The 19,738-nt window shown below is 47.8% G+C and carries 17 protein-coding genes; 3 read left to right on the forward strand and 14 right to left on the reverse strand.

Going from position 1 to position 19,738, the window contains the following annotated elements:
- Positions 1-43: 43 nt before the first annotated feature.
- Positions 44-961, reverse strand: a complete 918-nt coding sequence (gene ftsX, locus F0220_RS27050) for a permease-like cell division protein FtsX (RefSeq protein WP_091013078.1) — start codon at positions 959-961, stop codon at positions 44-46.
- Positions 951-1,637, reverse strand: coding sequence for a cell division ATP-binding protein FtsE (ftsE, locus tag F0220_RS27055; RefSeq protein WP_024631580.1), 687 nt, complete (start codon positions 1,635-1,637; stop codon positions 951-953). The genes ftsX and ftsE overlap by 11 nt, the downstream gene beginning before the upstream one ends.
- 254 nt (positions 1,638-1,891) lie before the next feature.
- Here ftsE and F0220_RS27060 point away from each other — a divergent pair, with 254 nt between their 5' ends.
- Positions 1,892-3,325: a VanW family protein gene (locus F0220_RS27060; protein WP_091013075.1), complete on the forward strand. Its 1,434-nt coding sequence runs from the start codon at positions 1,892-1,894 to the stop codon at positions 3,323-3,325.
- 230 nt (positions 3,326-3,555) lie between these two features.
- Here the strand turns inward: F0220_RS27060 and F0220_RS27065 are convergent, their stop codons facing one another.
- The 4 genes from F0220_RS27065 to F0220_RS27080 form a co-directional block, all read right to left on the reverse strand.
- Positions 3,556-5,109 (reverse strand): MFS transporter, encoded by a 1,554-nt coding sequence (locus F0220_RS27065; protein WP_105600072.1) that lies wholly within the window; start codon positions 5,107-5,109, stop codon positions 3,556-3,558.
- Positions 5,110-5,181: 72 nt separating this feature from the next.
- A complete protein-coding gene (locus F0220_RS27070; RefSeq protein WP_105600073.1) occupies positions 5,182-5,865 on the reverse strand; it encodes a hypothetical protein in 684 nt (227 codons plus the stop codon).
- A 34-nt stretch (positions 5,866-5,899) separates the two neighbouring features.
- Positions 5,900-6,628 carry a polymer-forming cytoskeletal protein gene (locus F0220_RS27075; RefSeq protein WP_105600075.1) on the reverse strand — a complete coding sequence of 243 codons (729 nt, stop codon included), beginning with the start codon at positions 6,626-6,628 and terminating at the stop codon, positions 5,900-5,902.
- 14 nt (positions 6,629-6,642) lie between these two features.
- Positions 6,643-7,266 (reverse strand): YhbD family protein, encoded by a 624-nt coding sequence (locus tag F0220_RS27080; RefSeq protein WP_105600077.1) that lies wholly within the window; start codon positions 7,264-7,266, stop codon positions 6,643-6,645.
- A 298-nt stretch (positions 7,267-7,564) separates the two neighbouring features.
- Here F0220_RS27080 and F0220_RS27085 point away from each other — a divergent pair, with 298 nt between their 5' ends.
- Positions 7,565-8,353, forward strand: a complete 789-nt coding sequence (locus tag F0220_RS27085; protein ID WP_105600078.1) for an alpha/beta hydrolase — start codon at positions 7,565-7,567, stop codon at positions 8,351-8,353.
- 205 nt (positions 8,354-8,558) lie between these two features.
- Here the strand turns inward: F0220_RS27085 and argH are convergent, their stop codons facing one another.
- The 8 genes from argH to argC form a co-directional block, all read right to left on the reverse strand.
- On the reverse strand, positions 8,559-9,962 hold the full coding sequence (gene argH / locus F0220_RS27090; protein ID WP_105600645.1) for an argininosuccinate lyase: 1,404 nt from the start codon (positions 9,960-9,962) through the stop codon (positions 8,559-8,561).
- Between the two features lie 106 nt (positions 9,963-10,068).
- Positions 10,069-11,304 carry an argininosuccinate synthase gene (locus F0220_RS27095; RefSeq protein ID WP_017692004.1) on the reverse strand — a complete coding sequence of 412 codons (1,236 nt, stop codon included), beginning with the start codon at positions 11,302-11,304 and terminating at the stop codon, positions 10,069-10,071.
- A gap of 93 nt (positions 11,305-11,397) precedes the next feature.
- Entirely contained in the window at positions 11,398-12,363 is a 966-nt protein-coding gene (argF, locus tag F0220_RS27100; protein WP_047840650.1) for an ornithine carbamoyltransferase, read from the reverse strand.
- Positions 12,326-12,481, reverse strand: coding sequence for a hypothetical protein (locus F0220_RS32655; RefSeq protein WP_181155498.1), 156 nt, complete (start codon positions 12,479-12,481; stop codon positions 12,326-12,328). Before F0220_RS32655 ends, argF begins: the two co-directional genes overlap by 38 nt.
- 81 nt (positions 12,482-12,562) lie before the next feature.
- Positions 12,563-13,816: an aspartate aminotransferase family protein gene (locus F0220_RS27105; protein ID WP_105600080.1), complete on the reverse strand. Its 1,254-nt coding sequence runs from the start codon at positions 13,814-13,816 to the stop codon at positions 12,563-12,565.
- A 324-nt stretch (positions 13,817-14,140) separates the two neighbouring features.
- Complete coding sequence (gene argB, locus F0220_RS27110; protein WP_223199787.1) at positions 14,141-14,968, reverse strand: acetylglutamate kinase; 828 nt, start codon at positions 14,966-14,968, stop codon at positions 14,141-14,143.
- A gap of 346 nt (positions 14,969-15,314) precedes the next feature.
- Positions 15,315-16,553 carry a bifunctional glutamate N-acetyltransferase/amino-acid acetyltransferase ArgJ gene (gene argJ, locus F0220_RS27115; RefSeq protein ID WP_105600083.1) on the reverse strand — a complete coding sequence of 413 codons (1,239 nt, stop codon included), beginning with the start codon at positions 16,551-16,553 and terminating at the stop codon, positions 15,315-15,317.
- 129 nt (positions 16,554-16,682) lie between these two features.
- Positions 16,683-17,732, reverse strand: a complete 1,050-nt coding sequence (gene argC / locus F0220_RS27120; protein WP_091013046.1) for an N-acetyl-gamma-glutamyl-phosphate reductase — start codon at positions 17,730-17,732, stop codon at positions 16,683-16,685.
- A 330-nt stretch (positions 17,733-18,062) separates the two neighbouring features.
- Between argC and cls the strand changes: the two genes are divergently transcribed.
- Positions 18,063-19,511 carry a cardiolipin synthase gene (gene cls, locus F0220_RS27125; protein WP_091013043.1) on the forward strand — a complete coding sequence of 483 codons (1,449 nt, stop codon included), beginning with the start codon at positions 18,063-18,065 and terminating at the stop codon, positions 19,509-19,511.
- Positions 19,512-19,738: the final 227 nt, after the last annotated feature.

Here is a 19,738-nt window from a genome sequence, read left to right on the forward strand (position 1 = left end):
ATTCTTTTCGACATATTCTGCAATTCGACCGTTGAAAACAAAATTAAACATTGAGTGATTTCCGAATGGACAGTGTACTTCCCAAAATACCTACCAGCACACCGAGTCCAATCAACAGTGTTCCAAACAGCAACCAGATTTCGCCGAGCGGAATCAAGTTAAGCATCTGCATGAAGACATCCTGACCAATCGTCTTCATCAACTGGCTGTATCCAACGAACAGCACCCCAACCGTAATGACCGATCCAATAAATCCAATGAGTGCACCTTCAATAAAGAAAGGCCAGCGAATAAAGGTATTGGTTGCACCAACAAGCTTCATAATTCCGATCTCCCGGCGACGTGCCAGAATCGTTACGCGAATCGTATTCGAGATCAGGAACATGGACATCAGACCCAGTCCCCCGACAAAAATAAATCCGATGTTACGAACAAGTTTCGTAAATTTGAACAACACTTCCACCGTTTCCTTGCCGTAGTTCACTTTCATGATCGGCTTCTCCGGGTGTTTTTCGTTCAAAGCTTCGATTTTTTGCGCCACAAAAGTGACGGTTTCCGGTTCAATGACCTCAACTTCAATGGTCTCCGGCAGTGGGTTGTTGTCCACATCGAAACCGCTAAGCACGTTATCTGCACTCTCTCCAAGACGCTCACGGAACTCCTTGAGTCCTTCTTCCTTGGAAACAAAACGAATCTCACTTACTTCAGGCATCGCGCTGATTTCTTGCTCCAGTGTGTTACGCAGGTTCTCGTCCACATTCAGCTCGAGGAACGTGCTGATCTCCACTTGGCTATCAACCTGATTCGCCATGGAGTTCACATTGAGCACCAGTAGCATAAACACACCAAGAATCAATAGCGACACAATGATGGACATGATGGAGGCCACAGACATCCAGCCGTTGCGGAATACGTTTTTGAATCCCTCCCGCAGATGGCGCAAGAGAGTACTAAAATTCATAACCGTATTCCCCTCTCATCTGATCCCGTACAATCTGTCCACGTTCAATGGCGATTACCCGTTTACGCATCGTGTTTACGATATCTTTGTTGTGGGTCGCCATAACAATGGTTGTCCCCCGGAAATTAATCTCATCCAGCAGTTGCATAATCCCCCATGACGTCTCCGGATCGAGGTTCCCCGTAGGCTCGTCCGCGATAATAACCGACGGGTTATTGACGATAGCCCGTGCAATGGCAATACGTTGCTGTTCTCCACCCGAGAGCTGTGAAGGTTCGCGATTTGCCTTACTCCGCAGTCCCACCAAGTCGAGCACTTCCATCACCCGTTTTTTGATATGACGTTTCGGCGCTTCAATAACTTCCATCGCAAATGCCACATTCTCAAATGCTGTCATCCGTGGCAGCAGACGAAAATCTTGGAACACAACGCCGATGTTACGACGCACATAAGGAATCTTTCTTGGCTTCAACTTACCAATATTAAATCCGTTAATGGATATTTGTCCTTTTGTCGGAACTTCTTCTCTGTACATCAATTTCATAAATGTCGATTTACCTGCGCCGGACGGACCGACGATATAGACAAATTCATTGCGGTCGATCTTCACCGACACCCCTTGTAATGCGTGGGTCCCATTGGCGTAGGTCTTCCACACGTCCTGCATTTCTATCACATCATCACTTCCTGCTCGCATAGTTAGCCATTATCATTTCGACACAATCCCGGCATTTCCTTTAAAAAGACCTGAATTTCATCAGGGAAAAATCCACTTCGTTCCTGTTTCAATGGTGAAGCATGGATTCATATGAAGTTTATTGTAACAAATTTGTTACCTATTGAGTACCCGAAAGTTTTCCTGCATTGGATCATATATATAGAAAGTGTTACAAAGTCGGGAACAACTGAAGTATAAAGGAGCGTACGGTTATGAAAAAAATACATTTGACGGTCATTGTTCTATTCTCCATCCTCTTGATCGGCTCCGCGTCTTATGGATTGCTGTATATGTACGTGAATCAACCTGCCCTGCCCAAAGATGTTCATGTTGGCGGCATGCTGGTGGAGGGGAAGAATCGCAAGAACGTATTGCATGAATTGGATGAACAGATCCAAAAGCTGGAGGACTGGCCTGTCACCTTTGAAGTGACTGAACCCACCCCCCAGACGATGTCGTATACCGCAGCTCAGGTGGGGGTGAGCTACAACGTTAACAGCTTGAAAACCGCGATACAGCAGCTGGAGGAAGGTAACCTGTGGGAACGCGCTTATGCACGTTATCATTTTCCGAAAGAGTTCTCTCTCGATATGAACTACGACTCCAGACCACTCCAAGAACATCTCAGCCCTGCCTGGGAAAAAGAAACCTTCGGTACACCTGCGGACGCTGTTCGCCGCATTACCACAAGTGACAAAGTCCAGTATATCCCGGAAAAGGGCGTCCGCCGCATTGATTGGAATACACTCACAAATCTCATACAAACGAAGCTGCACAGGGATTTCAGTGTACTGAACCCGGATGAGAAACCTGCCCCATTGCTAATACATGTACCACTGTATACGCTGAAGCCTGAAGTAACCCTTGATTCGCTGCGCCAGGAAGGCATTGACCGAAAGATCATCCAGTTCTCCACGGGTCTGGGTAATAGTAGTGAAGGCCGCATACATAATGTCAGCGCAGCGGCGGAAGCGATTAACGGCATGATTTTACCACCGGATGCCACATTCGATTATGAGAAAGTCATCCGTAAGGCTGAAAAAGATTATGGGTTTCGTGAGGCCCCGGTCATTGTCAATGGAAGACTAACCCCCGGAATTGGCGGGGGAATCTGCCAGGTATCAAGTACAGTGTATAATGCAGCGCTATTGACGGGTCTTGATATTATTGAGCGTCGCAACCATTCCCTGCCGGTCAAATATTTGCCCAAAGGACTGGATGCCACCTTTGCGTCGGGAGCCATCAACTTTCGCTTCAAAAATAATACTGGAAAATCCTTACTCATTCATGCAGAGGTGAAGAATCACCAATTGATGGTGAAATTTTTCGGCACCTTCCCGGAGAACGTCAGCTATGCACTTGAATCTCGGACCATTGAAACATTAAGTGTTCCAGTAAAATATGTGTCTAGTACGGTACTGCCTGATGGTGCACAGCAGGTGCTGCAAGACGGACAGCCTGGATATATTGTGGAGACGGTAAGAACCAAGAGGCTGGACGGCAAAGTGGTCGAATCCAAAACGATTACACGGGACACGTACAAAGCTCAGAATCGCCTCATTGCCCGCTCCGGTCATAGCAGCCTACCTGACCCGCAAGGGCCTTCTGTGGTCGAGGACGGGATCAGCGATACAAAGCAGCCTTAATTTTGTTCAAAGCAACCGACAACTTACAGATCACGGAATGGTACAAACAAGGTCCTGCCGTAATTCATGGATAAGCATAAGCTGATCACACGAAAACAAAAAGACACACTTCACGTCCCTTTTGAGGATAAGCGAGAAGTGTGTCTCTACATTTTCAAGATAAGTTAATCGAGTTTTACCAATCTAAGATTAACTTTACTACCGTAACTCACGATTTACTGCATTACGGTTTAGTGACCGCCGGTGTATTCGCCTTGCTCTTCGCCTACAACCATCTTCTCTTTTCCCATGAAGAAGGAAGCGACCAACGCGAGTGCAGCCGGAATCACAGCCCAGGCAAATAACTGCACGATGGAAGAAGATAGAGCATGTGTGATGGTATCCAGCACCTGAGGCGGAATCGCCTGTCTGAGCTCTGGTGAGAGCAACGCATGTGGATCGGTCAGATCCACTCCCTGCGGCACGCCACCCGCTGAAGTACCACCTGCTTCCGCAGCTGAACCAGCGAGGGCATCATTCATTTTGCGTGTAAACACCTGGCTCTGGACGATACCAAAGATCGTAATCCCCATTGTCATACCGAGTGACCGCAAAAAGTTAAGTGTGGAGCTTGCGGCTCCGCGTCTTTGCGGTTCAAATGCATTCATGGCTGCATTGCTAAGTACGGAGAACGAAGCACCGACACCCAGACCAACCATCACCATGTAGATACGTATCGTCCAGAGGGAAGAACTCTCATCCAACGTAGTCAGCAATCCGAGTCCAATGACAAGTAAGGCCAACGTAGGAATCATGATATTGCGATATTTGATTTTGGTCATGAGCACACCGCCCAGGGACGCCGTCACAACGGACCCCAGCATCATCGGTAAAAGTACGAGACCGGAGTTGGTCGCTTTACCACCAAGTACCCCCTGTATAAAGATCGGAATGTACACGGATGCTGTAATGAACGCCGCACCACTGAACATACCAATAACGTTACTGGACCAGTAGACCCGGTTGCGGAACATGCTGAAGGAGATGATTGGTTCTTTGGCTTTGGTTTCTGCAAACAGGAAAAGCAGCGCTAATGCTACAAATCCGGCAAACAAGCCAAGAATCTGCCAGGAACCCCAGGCAAACGTTTTGCCGCCCAGTTCCAGACCAAAGATCAGGCACACAACAGCACCGATCAGCGTTACAGCACCCAGCCAGTCGATCTGTTGGGATTGATGCTGATGAGACTCTTTGTAGAAGAATGCAATAAACACAAATGCAATCAAGCCGAGTGGCAGGTTGATATAGAATACCCATTCCCATGTCGCATACTGAGTAATATAAGCACCAAGCAATGGTCCAAAGACGCTGGACAGACCAAAGACCGCTCCAAACAACCCACCCAATTTACCACGAGATTCTGGTGCAACGACATCAAACATAATCGTAAAGGCAATCGGCACCAAGGCACCCGCACCAATACCCTGAATCGCTCTGTACATCGTCAATTCCACAATAGACGTTGCCGTTCCGCACAGTGCTGAGCCGAGCATAAACACAATAATACCAAATACAAAAAACTTCTTTCGTCCATACATATCGGATAACTTACCGAAGATCGGCATCCCTGCCATCTCAGCCACCATGTACGCGGAGGTAACCCAGACGAACTTGTCGAGCCCACCCAGTTTCCCGACAATATCCCCCATAGCCGTTGCCACGATGGTATTATCCATCGAAGCCATTAGTATGCTGAGCAGTAACCCTGCCAGCACCAATCCAATACTGTTTTTACGTGCAACCATTGTACTCAATCTCTCCATTCACGCTCTATTCATATGACTGCATTAGTATATCCGAAAAGAAGTTTACGTTAATCAGTCCAAGGACCGATTGCTTTGCAGCAAAACTTCCGATTGCGGATGAATTTGCAGAGATGAACGGTATTCCACTGTACCGATCCGGCAGCCAGGACCGATTTTTATTTTATCGCCACGCACAATCTCGGCCTCCGTATTTTCTAATTCAATATCATCACCTTCGATAATCTGTGCCTTGAGAATTGACTTATTCCCCGTAAACAAGTCATTCAACCGGCCACTCTTCACCGAGATGATGGCACCGCCCATTTCCTTGACCTCTGATGGACCCATGATTTTGAGTGACATGTGTTCAGCGCTGAGCATCCCCGCTATCGTCAACCGTCCGTTCAGCTTGATATTTTCCGCCTGACAATCCCCGGACAGATGAAGTTCACCTACCACTTTTATATGCTCAGCTTTGGCATGCAGGCCAGATGCCTGGATTCCATCCTCACCATCGTTGCTGGTCTCTCGCTCTGTTAGAGTCAGGGTTCCGGTAATTTTAATATCTGTGGATTCAAGCGATCCGTATATGACCGATGTACCCGTACATTTGAAGCGATCACAAGATAGATTGTCGTTGAAGGATGCATCCCCTACGACCTTGACCTTGCCGTACACGCCCCCAGCAGAACTGCCATCACCAACGATGCTGATATCCATTTTTCTGTCCAAAGAACGCCCAGGATTGTTATTCATGTCGATCCCATCCCTTTCTCTCCATATCCAAAATTTAAATTCGCTGACTGCTGCCCACCTTGGCATCCTGATCTACCTCAAGTTCACCTGAATACTCGACCAGCCTGATGTTACAGCCGCGACCGATAAAAATGTTACTCCCCCGAACAATATCAGCTTCGGTATCTTCCAGCACAATCTCATCACCTTCAATTAAGGATGTCTTAAACGATGGAGTCCCGCCCAGGCCAATACTTTTCCAAAATCCATTCTGTTGTTCCTTGCGACGAATATCGATACGCTCTCCGCCAATCTCTTTAGCCGAAGAAGATGTGTGAAGTCGGATCTCCACCGTTCCTGCATTCAAAAAGCCACTGATCTTAATATTGCCTCGTACATTCAGGGACTCGCATTGCACATCCCCTTCAATATCAATCACACCGCCAATATCAATACGTTCCCCATCCACTCTTCCCCGTACGGTGCATTTCCCGTTCACTTCAAGCTCAGGGCTATGAAGATCTCCGTTAATTGTTGTCATACCATCCACACGAACACGCGAACTGGTCAAGGGGCCGTTCAACGTACACATGCCGTTAATCGTTGCACTCTCGGAGCTTAAAGCGCCGTGCATCTTCAATGTTCCATTCACTTCCATAGAGGTGCAGTCCAGGTTACCGTTCACCTTAGCCATGCCATCAATAGATACACGGTGAAAATTCCCGCCTGCCGTTTGACTTATGCCCGCCACATTCAGATCATTCCGCTTATTCCGCTCTTCCATAGATGATCCTCTCCTTATCCCAATTTGAGTTTTAATTCTTCCATAAATGTTCCCATCGGCTGCCTAAGAACCACTTTCACACCATTGTCAAAATAAAACTCCGTTCCTGCTGTTACCAGCATGAATGAAGGAACACCCATCTTACGAATAAGCACGAGTTCGCTGGGTTTGCCTGTAAAACGATAATAATGTTCAGACATCACATCGATCAGCAACGCACCCTCTTGCCGAGTAATATCTCCGCTCATTAACAGCTTATCAAGGACGTAGAGCATCATAATCTGCTCCAAAGCATACAACTGTTGTTCCCGACCTGCTTCTTTCAATAGATCCAGCGAGATTTGTGAAACAATGTTTCGCTCTAACAGTTGCTCTGCAGACATCTCCACTTCACCCAACGTAGGTGAGAACACGTCTGCCAGCTCATCCAGTGATAATCCGTCTTTCATATTGAGAATCTTGTCAATGCGCAGTAAAATCTGTTGTTTTGGAAAAAAGGTCTCTTGTCCGGTGTAGGACGACTTCCGAATGAACCATTCTTCCGGAATGAGATTTTTCCGCTTCCAACGGTATAACTGGCCGTATGAGATTCCTGTCAGGTCCAACAATTCTTTCTTGGAGATCAAATCTTCCGTCATATATGGTCCCCCTTTTTATTGAAATGAGTGTAACATAACATTGTTACGTTGTAAACAACGTCGTAACAATGTTGATCTTCCCTCCATTCCACTCATCTAACTTAGCCTGTTGAAACCTTACAATTTAGAGATACTCCTGCATGATTTTTTAATGTGCATCTTGTTATTGCATTGCACGAGCAATGCGTATAACCTGTTAAATATGGACACTTAAAAGCTATTAGGGAGCAATCCCGGCTCATCCTCTCAAGTCAAAAACACGTGGTTAACGAACTTATGAAAGGGGTTTCTTATACTCATGGCACTTATTAAATGTGATTTTTACTCCGATACACTTGGGCTGAGTACCAGCATGCATGTCATTCTGCCGCAACAAACCCACAATCAGATCGGTATGGAGAACGTGACAGGCAAAGGACTTCATCCAACCCTGTACCTGTTACACGGTCTATCGGATGATGATTCCATCTGGCTGCGCCGCACATCGATTGAACGTTATGTAGCGAACCTTGGAATCGCCGTTGTAATGCCGCAGGTACATCGCAGCTTCTATACGGATATGGTCGAAGGCGGACAATACTGGACGTTTATCAGCGAAGAACTGCCCTCACTTGCTCGTTCTTTCTTCCCTCTATCACCAAAGCGTGAAGATAACTTCGTTGCTGGATTATCCATGGGTGGTTATGGCGCATTCAAGCTGGCCCTTCGTAAACCGGATCAATACGCGGCAGCTGCAAGTTTGTCCGGAGCACTCGATATGTCTGCACATATGGATAGAAACGCATCCTCCGCATTACAACAGACGGAGTTACAACGGATTTTTGGACCAGAGGTGGCAGGCACTGAGAATGATCTGATTCATCTGTTAAAAGAAAATCAATCTGGCGAAAGTCCTCGACCTTTGCTCTACCAATGTTGCGGAACGGAAGATTTCCTGTATGAGGATAATCAAACTTTCCGTCAAGCCTGTGAACAAACGAACTTCGAATTAACATACGAGGAAGGGCCTGGCGAACATGAGTGGGGCTATTGGGATACCAAGATTCAGGATGTATTGAAATGGTTGCCTTTACAAAAGCGCGATTAGTAGAGAATTGCAATCGAGCTACCGCGAGTAACTAAACTGGTACTCCGATAGTAGAACAACCTACCTTCCGTTCGCGGTTGAGTTCAATATATCTAGAGCACATCGCTGTAAAACACAAAAAAGCAGGCCATGGAGAACAAAGTTCTCTGGCCTGCTTCTTTATTGTCCTGTCGTATCTGTACAAATACCTATAGTGACCGTGGTATTAACCGCGGTTCGTAATCCATTGCTCGGTAATTTCCAGTACCTTCTCACTGCGTCCAATCGCTTCAGCAACTTGACCCGAAGCTGTCCCGCCGTAAACATTACGAGCGTTCACTACTGCTTCCGGTTGCAGCACATCATAGATGCGTTCATCAAACAGTGGTGAGAACTGACGGAATTCATCAATCGTCAGATCCAGCAAATACTTGCTGTTCTGGATGCAGTACAGTACCGTTTTACCAATCACTTCATGCGCCTGACGGAAAGGCAAGCCTTCGCCCACGAGGAAGTCGGCAATATCCGTAGCGTTGGAGAAATCCTGGTTGACCGCTTGACGCATCCGATCCTTGTTCACTGTCATTGTTGCGATCATTGGAGCAAACAGTTGCAGCGCACCCTCCAGCGTCGCTACTGTGTCAAACATGCCTTCTTTGTCTTCCTGCATGTCTTTGTTGTATGCCAGTGGAAGAGATTTCAATACCGTCAGCAAACCGATCAGGTTGCCGTACACACGTCCTGTTTTACCACGAACGAGTTCAGGAACATCCGGGTTTTTCTTCTGAGGCATAATGCTGCTGCCTGTGCAGAACGCATCGTCCAGTTCAACAAACCCAAACTCCGTGCTGCTCCACAGTACCAGCTCTTCACTCAGACGGGACAAGTGAGTCATGATGAGGGAAGCGGCTGCCAGGAACTCAACGATAAAGTCACGGTCACTTACTGCGTCCAGACTGTTCTCGTACACGCCATCAAAGCCCAGTTGTTCCGCCACAAAATGACGGTCAATCGGGAATGTTGTGCCTGCAAGCGCACCTGCGCCCAGTGGCAGGATGTTAATGCGTTTGTAGCTGTCCATCAGACGCTCCGCATCCCGTTGGAACATGGAGACATACGCCATCAGGTGATGGGCGAACAGAATCGGCTGTGCCCGTTGAAGATGCGTATAACCCGGTACAATGGTATCGAGGTTATCTTTTGCTTGTCCAATCAGTGCTTCCTGTAAGGAATGCAGCATGCCTACAAATCCAACCACGCGCTCACGCAAGTATAGGTGCATATCCGTTGCAACTTGGTCGTTCCGGCTACGGCCTGTATGTAACTTGCCACCTACAGGGCCAATCGTCTCGATCAGGTTTTTCTCAATATTCATGTGGATGTCTTCGTCCGATACGGAGAATTCCACTTCACCCGCACGGATTTTGTGCAGAACGGTGATCAGTCCTTCTTTGATGGTCTCTACATCTTCCGCCGGAAGAATACCACATTTGCCCAGCATCGTCACATGGGCCAGACTTCCTTGAATGTCTTCCTCAGCCAAAGCTTTGTCAAAGTTAATCGATGCCGTATATTCCTCAACCAAATGATTGGTTTGTTTTGTAAAACGTCCTCCCCACAGCTTGCTCACAGTGAGTACTCCCCTTTCGCTCATGGACAAAGCCGCTCCTGCCAGATGTGCAAGAACGGCCTGTCTTGTCAATTATATTAGTGTCGCTCTAGTATGCGGGTTGAAGTTAGTTTTTGTTTTGCTCCACACCGGAGTTTACTTTCAAACGCAGTGCATTCAGGCGGATAAAGCCTGTTGCATCGCCTTGATCGTAAGCTTGCGTTGGATCAGCTTCCATCGTTGCGATGTCCGGATTGTAGAGGCTGACAGGACTTTTCACACCTGCGCCGATGATGTTGCCTTTATACAATTTCACACGAACGGTACCTGTTACGTTCTTCTGGCTTTCAGTCACCAGCGCTTGCAGCGCCAGACGTTCCGGTGCGAACCAGAAACCGTTGTATACCAGTGTGCTGTAACGTGTGATCAGGCTATCACGCAGGTTCATCACTTCACGGTCCATCGTGATGGATTCCATTTTGCGATGAGCAGTGAACAAGATTGTTCCACCTGGTGTTTCGTACACGCCACGGCTCTTCATACCAACAAAACGGTTCTCAACCATATCTACACGACCAATGCCATGTTTGCCACCCAGCTCGTTCAGTTGCTCCATTACTTGCAGCGGGCTCAAGCGCTCACCGTTCAGAGCAACACAGTCGCCTTGTTCGAATTCAAGCTCAACATATTCCGCTTGATCTGGTGCATCTTCAGGTGCACTGCTCAGCAGGAACATATCTTTGTTCTCGTCCGCGCTTGGATCGAACCAAGGATCTTCTAGCACACCGCTCTCATAGCTGATATGCAGCAAGTTACGGTCTGTGGAGTATGGTTTAGCCGCAGATGCCGTTACCGGAATACCATGTTTCTCAGCGTAAGCAATCATCTCCGCACGTCCCGGGAATTGGTTACGGAATTCTTCCAGACGCCAAGGTGCAATGACGTTAATGTCTGGTGTCAGCGCAGCCGCGTTCAACTCAAAGCGAACTTGGTCATTTCCTTTACCCGTAGCGCCGTGAGCGATGGCTGTAGCGCCTTCTGCACGAGCGATATCCACCATGCGTTTAGCGATCAGTGGACGAGCAATACTTGTGCCAAGCAGGTATTGTCCTTCATAGAGGGCACCCGCCTGGAACATCGGATAGATGAAATCTTTTGCGAATTCATCGCGTAGATCGTCAATGTATACTTTGGAAGCGCCTGTTGCCAGTGCTTTTTCCTCCAAGCCATCCAATTCATCCTTTTGTCCGATATCCGCAGTGAAAGCGATAATCTCAGCATCATATGTTTCTTTCAACCATTTCAAAATTACAGATGTGTCCAACCCGCCTGAATACGCGAGCACAATTTTTTCCTTAGCCATGTTCAGTGGTCCTCCCCAAGATCAGTTACTATAAACTTTAATCTATCATCGCGAAATCTGCGCCTAAAATCAACCCATTCAATGAAATAGCAGCTATTCGCTCATTAACGCAGCCATCAATGCTTTCTGTGCATGCAAGCGATTCTCCGCCTGATCAAAGATCAGGGAGTTCGGTCCGTCAATTACTCCGGCACTCACTTCTTCGCCGCGGTGTGCTGGCAGACAATGCAGGAACATGTAGTCCGGCTTCGCGCCTTTCATCAGTTCCTCGTCCACTTGGTATGCCGCAAATGCCTGCTCACGAATCTTCTGCTCTTCCTCAAAGCCCATGCTCGCCCATACATCCGTATACACGATATCTGCATCTTTCGCAGCTTCCTGTGCACTGTACGTTACAGTTACTTCAGAACCGCTCTCCTGTGCGATAATGCGCGCCTGCTCCACAACTGCGCTATCCGGCTCATAACCTTCTGGCGTTGCTACAGCAACATGCATACCCATCTTCGCTGCACCGAGCATCAGGGAGTGCGCCATATTGTTGCCATCTCCGATGTAGGCCATTTTCAGACCTGCGAGCTTGCCTTTGTGTTCCAGCACCGTTTGGAAGTCTGCCAGTACCTGACAAGGATGCGCTGCATCGCTCAGGCCGTTAATGACTGGAACATCAGCATGCTCTGCCAGTTCAGTTACATTATGGTGTCCAAAGGTACGGATCATGATGCCGTCCAGGTAGCGGGACAATACTTTGGCTGTATCATGTGTTGTTTCCCCGCGCCCTAGCTGGATATCATTTTTGCTCAGGAAGAGCGCGTGCCCACCCAATTGGAACATGCCCACTTCAAAGGATACACGCGTACGTGTGGATGATTTTTCAAAAATAAGTCCGATCGTTTTGCCTTTCAACGGTTGAAACGGTACACCGCTTTTTTGCTTGCCTTTAATCTCAATCGCGAGATCAAGCAGATAACGAATCTCCTCTGCCGTGTAGTCCGTGAATTCGATAAAATCCCGGCCTCTCAGATCAATCTTCTGAATCTTTTCCGTCTGTTGTGCTGTCATCTATAATGTCCTCCTTATTTCCGGTTCCCTGCACCCGCATGGGCAGAAGAGAGAGCAACGTTGACACGTTGGCTTCGTGCTTCTCAAATTTATTCATTTCCACCTTCTGCGAGTTCACCGCGCGGCTACAGGGATTCATCATCTCATTCTGCTTCGAGGCCAGTTAGGGCCCCGAGACAGAAAGGTTCTCATTTTTATATTAGGCTTTCGCCGCTACGTGCTCTTCAATCAGTGTGGCTACCAGCGATACGGCCTCGTCGATCTCTTCTTTGCTCACATACAGGTTCGGAAGCAAACGAATCACATTTGGTCCTGCAGAGACGAACAAAATACCGCGTTTTTGCCCAGCAAGTACAATATCACCTACCGGCTCAGCACATTCAATACCGACGAGCAATCCCATGCCACGTACTTCCTTCACAAAGGAATTGCCTGCCAAACGATTTCGCAGGGAGCTCATCAGGTATTCGCCCATCTCCGCTGCACGTTCTGGCAAACGATCTTCCAGCATCGTTTCGATGGTTGCAATCACAACGGATGAAGCTAGTGGTGTTCCTCCAAATGTTGTCGCATGGCTACCTGGCGTGAACGCATCCCGCAGGAAGCCTTTACCCAGCATCGCCCCTACAGGGAAACCACTACCAATACCTTTGGCAACGGTGAACACATCCGGCTCAATACCATAATGTTCGTGTGCGAACAGTTTGCCTGTACGTCCCATTCCTGTTTGGACTTCATCAACAATGAGCAACAATCCATGCTCGTCACACAATTTCCGTACATGTTTGACGAATTCTGGTTCAACGGGATATACACCACCCTCGGCCTGAACCATTTCCAGCATAATAGCTGCTGTGTTGGGTCCAATTGCCGCTTCAAGGGCAGGGATATCATGCAAAGGTACGGTTACAAATCCGGCTGGCAATGGCAAAAATCCTTCTTTCACCTTATCTTGTCCGGTTGCTGTCAGTGTAGCGAGTGTCCGTCCATGGAAGGACTGGGCAAATGTGATCACTTCATAACGATCTGTGCCTTTCACCTTCTGGTGATAACGACGCGCAACTTTGATAGCTGCTTCGTTCGCTTCGGCACCACTGTTACAGAAGAACACTGCGTCAGCGCATGTATTGGCTGTCAACAATGCTGCTGCCTTCTCCTGGCCCGGAATCTGGAACAGGTTGGACACATGCCACAACTCATCAATCTGAGCTTTCAGCTTGGCTCCAACTTTCTCCGGTGCATGGCCCAGGCTAGTTACAGCGAGTCCGCACATGAAATCGAGATAACGGTTGCCCTGATCATCCCACAGCCAGCTGCCTTTACCTTTGACCAGACTGATTGGATAACGTGCATACGTTTGGAAAAGCGAGCTTTCCGTCTGTGCCGCTGCACTTGTTGCTGTTGCGCCCGCTACCGCTGTGCCAGAACCTGGCTGTTCGTTGCCTTTTGCCATGACCATATCACTCCTATTGGTTGGTGCAACGGCACTCATTATGAGAACACCTTAACTTTACACTTGTCACTTCGATGACAGAACAACCTTCCGATCGCTGTTATCCCCGGATTTTTTTGATTGTCCCTTAAAGGTGGAAATCCGGGGATAGTGTATGCTTCCGAAGTAGCTTTCTTTCAGAAAGCTTTTAGGCGCACGCTTCGCTTCTTCAGGTTATTTCTGTCCTCTACGTTATTGTGTGATGTTCAATCTTCACATAAAAAAGCCGTGCACATATTTTTTATTTACTATCAAACCATGAAGACCCTAGCGCACTGAGAATAATTATTGCATACGGATAATTTTTGTTCCGATGATTTCTCCACCAAGCACTCGGCTCAGGATCTGTGGTTCGCTTCCGTCTACGATGATGACCTCACGTACTTGACCATGAATACATGCGATTGCTGCACGCACTTTGGGAATCATGCCGCCATAGATTTCTCCGGTTTGGATCATATCCTCGATCTCTTGTACAGATACGGATGGCAGTACTTTTTTCTCGCCGCCTACGTTCTTCATGATGCCAGGAACGTCGGTCACGACAATCATCCGACTTACGCCAAGATGAGACGCCACAGCACCCGCAGCTGTATCTGCGTTGATGTTGTAGCGTTGTCCGGTGGCATCCACACCAACTGGCGCGATAACCGGCATGTAACCCATGTTCACGATGCCTTGGATAATTTCTGCGTTCACACCCGTGACATCGCCTACCCAACCGATCTCTGCGTGGTTTTTAACAGGTTTAGCCTGAATCAGGCCACCGTCCACGCCAGACAAGCCTAGTGCACGACCGCCCACACGTTGGATCAGGCGCACGATCTGTTTGTTGATACTGCCCGCAAGCACCATCTCCACTACGTCCAGCACAGGTTCAGTTGTTTTGCGCAGGCCATTAACGAATTCAGTTTCGATACCAAGCTTCGCCAAGTTATCCGAGATCGCAGGACCTCCGCCATGCACGATTACTGGCTGCGTGCCCTGAGATTGCAAATCACGCAGATCCGCAAAGAAGGACTCTGGCAATGCCGCCAGCGTGCTGCCTCCACATTTCATGACAAACATCTGTTTCTCTGTGCTCGCTTCCGTTGCGGTACTGTTGTTTGGCATTGTTGAATTCATGAGGGCAAGCTCCTTTCTTAGTAAAAATCACATTCAATAAAATTCAACACTTTTAAAAGATGACATTGTCGTAGGAGTCCATTCCAAATTCGGATTGTTCTTTCGATCGCTGTTGTCTCCCAGATTTCTTGAATTATCCCTATTATAGGGGGAAATCCGGAGACAAAGGCGAACGCTCCGCTTCTTCAGAATCAATTCCGTCTTCTCCATTACTATCGCTATATATCAAACATTAAATAACAAGTTTAAATTTCATTGATGATTTTTGAAATATTTCAAATCAGCTTCACAATAGAAGATAGCTGTTTCGTAAACATTTTGTCCCAAAGGCTTATTACGTTCGGTATGCGGCGTTAATTCGGACGTAGTCATACGTCAGGTCACAGCCCCAGGCTGTTGCTGTTCCTTCGCCGTGGTGCAGATCCACCACAATGCGAACTGTATCGGTCTGTAAATACGCCAATGCCAATTCTTCGTCGAAAACGACTGGACGGGATTGTTCAAGTACCGAGATCTCTCCCAACCGAATATTTACCGTATCCGGGTTCACTGGCTGTCCTGCACGCCCTACGGCTGCAATAATCCGTCCCCAGTTAGCGTCAGCGCCAAACATGGCTGATTTGACCAGACTGGACCCGATGACGGTTTTGGCAATGGCTTGCGCGGATTCATCACTTACCGCACCAGTCACTTCTACCTCAACCAGTTTGGTTGCTCCTTCACCATCGCGAGCAATGGCTTTGGCCAGCACTTGGCATACATAGGTGAAGCCGGCTGCAAAAGCGTCCCAATCCGGATGATCTGTGGTCAGCTCTTCATTGCCTGCATATCCACTGGACATGGCTACCAGCATGTCGTTCGTACTTGTATCCCCATCGACGGTAATCATGTTGAATGTATGATTTGTTGCCTGGCGCAGCAGGCGCTGCAACGCTTCTGCACCAATGACCGCGTCAGAGGTCATGAAAGCGAGCATTGTCGCCATATTCGGATGAATCATTCCCGAGCCTTTGGCGGCACCCGCAATCGTAACCGTCTTGCCGTTAACCAGAACGGAGACACAGGCTTCCTTTTTCACCAAATCCGTTGTCAGAATCGCTTGTGAAAATTGTTCCGCCTCATTCGACTCCTTGCCCATATGCGCCGGAAGGCCGGTAATGCCTGAATGCACAGCATCCATTTTGAGCAATTCCCCAATGACACCTGTGGAAGCCACCGCCACGTCCTCTTCTGCCACAGCCAACTCACGCGCAGCAGCCGAACGCATCGCATAAGCATCTTCTTCCCCTTGTTGCCCTGTGCATGCATTAGCGTTACCGCTGTTAACGATAACAGCCTGAAGACGTCCATTGTTTAAGCTTTCGCGCGTTACTTTAAGTGGTGCAGCTTGAAACACATTCGTTGTATATACAGCCGCAGCTGTAGCCGGTACATCACATCGGATCGCTCCGATGTCATTCCGGGATGTCTTTTTCAACCCGCAGTGAAGTCCACCAGCAGTGAATCCCCCAGGGGTTACAATTGTTCCGTTCTCAACCACGGTAAAACTCTGTTGCTCCACATTCGTTCCCATATCATATCCCCCGTATGCGTTCAGCTATATGCCGATGATCCGCCTGCTTAACCTGATCCAATCTCCATAAATGACCCCGAGAAAGCACTTTACACTGAATGTTCCAGTACTCCTCCTGAATTCCAGCTCTTATGGATATACCGGTGTCATGTTCAGCCCGAGGTTCTCCTCCCATCCCATCATCAGGTTCATATTTTGAATCGCTTGCCCGGATGCACCCTTCACCAGGTTGTCGATGACCGAAATAATCGTCAAACGCCCTGTGCGAGGATCTACCGCAAATCCGATATCACAATAGTTGGATCCGTACACTTCTTTGGTAGAAGGCCAGATGCCCGGTTCACGTACACGTACGAAAGGTCTGTTCTCATAATATTTGCGGTATAAATCTACGATCTCCCGATCGCTGTGTTCCCCAACGAGTTTTGCATACATCGTACTCATGATTCCACGTGTCATAGGCACCAGATGTGTTGTAAAGGTAACCGTAACAGGCGTTCCCGTTAGATCACCAAGCACTTGTTCGATCTCGGGAATATGTTGGTGTTTGTTCAGTTTATAGGCTTTGAGATTTTCATTCATCTCTGCATAATGGTTTGTCAGACTTGTTCCGCGTCCTGCCCCGGACACGCCTGATTTGGCATCAATAATAATAGTAGAAGGATCAATCCAGCCTGCCTCTACTGCAGGGATCAGTCCAAGAAGTGTAGCCGTTGGATAACAGCCCGGGTTGGATATGAAATTCTGTCCCTTCACCTTTTCACCGTACACCTCAGCCATGCCGTATACCGCTTGTTCCAGCAAATCAGATGAAGGCGCCGGATGTTTGTACCACTCTTCATACACCGTTCCATCCTTGAGTCTGAAATCGCCAGACAGATCAATGACCTTAAGCCCTGCTGCCAGCAAGCTTGGTACGAGCTTTGCACTTACGCCGGACGGGGTTGCTGTGAATACCAGATCTGCACGACTCGCAATTTCAGCCGGATCTACACCGTCGAGTGGCCTGTGAATCACGTCCGTCAAATGCGGAAATCCATCTGCGATGGATTCACCACTGCTCGATGATGAGATCACCGATGTGATTTCAACCTGCGGATGGTTCTGGAAAAAACGAATCAGCTCCACCCCGCCGTAGCCGGTGGAACCGACGATTGCTACTTTTAATTTGTTATTCACTCTCGCTCCCCCAATCTCGATGTATGCGCTACTTGTGCTATGTCCTTGCCTGAAGGATACTTGAACACAGCAATTCCGTCGCTTATATGCATATTTGTGTATTATTATACGACTCTGGTTATATAAATACAACACTCTATCATCAATTTCACATGGATTTCCATCCAACCCGAACATATCTTTTTTACTATCCGGGACGAATAGGTATACATCTGTTAAAATACGTATTAGTAGGAAACATTACAATCAGGGTCTCATTCATAACTAACCTGCTAATCAAGGACATATGAATAGATTCATGATGGTCATTATGAGACGTGGGGGACTATAGTGCATATCGAATCCATTTTACTTATTGTACTCCTGGGCCTGAATATTATTTTTGCGGCAGCAGTCGTTTTCTTCGAACGGAAGGATGCCAGCGCTTCCTGGGCTTGGCTGCTCGTCTTGAACTTTATTCCGGTGTTTGGGTTTGTACTTTATCTTTTAACCGGTCAGAACCTGACCCGATACCGGCTTTTCCAGTGGAAGGAACGCAAGAAGCTCGGGCTAGAGGAACGTATTGAAGCCCAGCTCACACAGTTGCACGACAACCGCACACCTTTCCGCAACCAAGCAACCGAGAGTAGCCAGGACATGATCTATATGAACCTGAAGCAGAACGGCGCTCTGTTAACGGAGGATAATGCGGTTGAGATCATTACAGACGGAACAGACAAGTTCCAACGGCTCTTGGACGACATCGAAGCGGCTCAGGATCACGTGCACGTACAATACTACATTTATAGAGGCGACCGTCTGGGCAAAAGAATTCGGGATGCACTTATCCGCAAAGCGCGGGAAGGCATCAAAGTTCGTCTACTGTATGACGCGCTCGGATCACGGCGGGTTTCCAAACGCTTTTTCAAAGAATTGCGCGAAGCAGGCGGTTTGGTTGAAGTCTTTTTCCCATCCAAATTCAGTCTGATCAACTTGCGTATGAACTACCGGAACCACCGTAAGATTGTCATCATCGATGGTAACTTGGGGTACACAGGCGGGTTTAACGTTGGAGATGAGTATCTCGGCTTGAACTCGAAATTCGGTTACTGGCGTGACACACATCTGCGTATTCAAGGGAACGCCGTTCATGCGCTGCAGACCCGTTTCCTTCTGGATTGGAATGAAGCGTCCAAACAACACGACACACCTTACGTTCCGGCGCATTTCCCTCATATCGAGGGCACAGGAAAGATCGCCATGCAGATTGTCTCCAGTGGACCGGATGCAGAGACTGAACATATCAAGAACAGTTATCTCAAGATGATTAACGGGGCCAAACAATCGATTCTGATTCAAACGCCTTATTTTATCCCGGATGCCAGTGTATTCGAAGCTATTCGTCTCGCGTGTCTGTCCGGCATAGATGTTCGCATCATGATTCCAAATAAACCCGACCACGCCTTTGTATATTGGGCTACGTTATCTTATATTGGTGAGTTGTTGAAGGTGGGCGCCAAAGTATTTATATATGATAATGGCTTCATTCATGCCAAAACACTTATCATTGACAGTTTGGTTGCATCCGTGGGAACCGCCAATATTGACTACCGCAGTTTCCGGTTGAACTTTGAGGTTAATGCCTTTATGTACGATGAAGCGATTGCGACAGCACTTGTACAAACCTTTGAGCATGACCTGCATGTATCGCGGGAAATGACGCTTGATGAATACCAAAAACGAAGTCTGATCATTCGCTTCAAAGAAGCGATTTCCCGTCTGTTATCTCCAATTCTGTAGCGGTGGCACTCTAATGACAGAATCGCCTTCCGAAGTAGCTTTCTTTCAGAAAGCTTTTAGGCGCACGCTTCGCTTCTTCAGGCTATTTCTGTCCTCTCCGTTATCGTGATGTTTAATTAAAATTATAGTAATAGTAAAAAAACAGGCATATCCTCTCCCGTCATTTCGGAGAAGGATATGCCTGTTTTTTCTTGTCTTGAACTTCCAAACTTATGAGCCTACACGGC

This window comes from Paenibacillus sp. 37, assembly GCF_008386395.1.
GTDB classification, from domain to species: domain Bacteria; phylum Bacillota; class Bacilli; order Paenibacillales; family Paenibacillaceae; genus Paenibacillus; species Paenibacillus amylolyticus_B.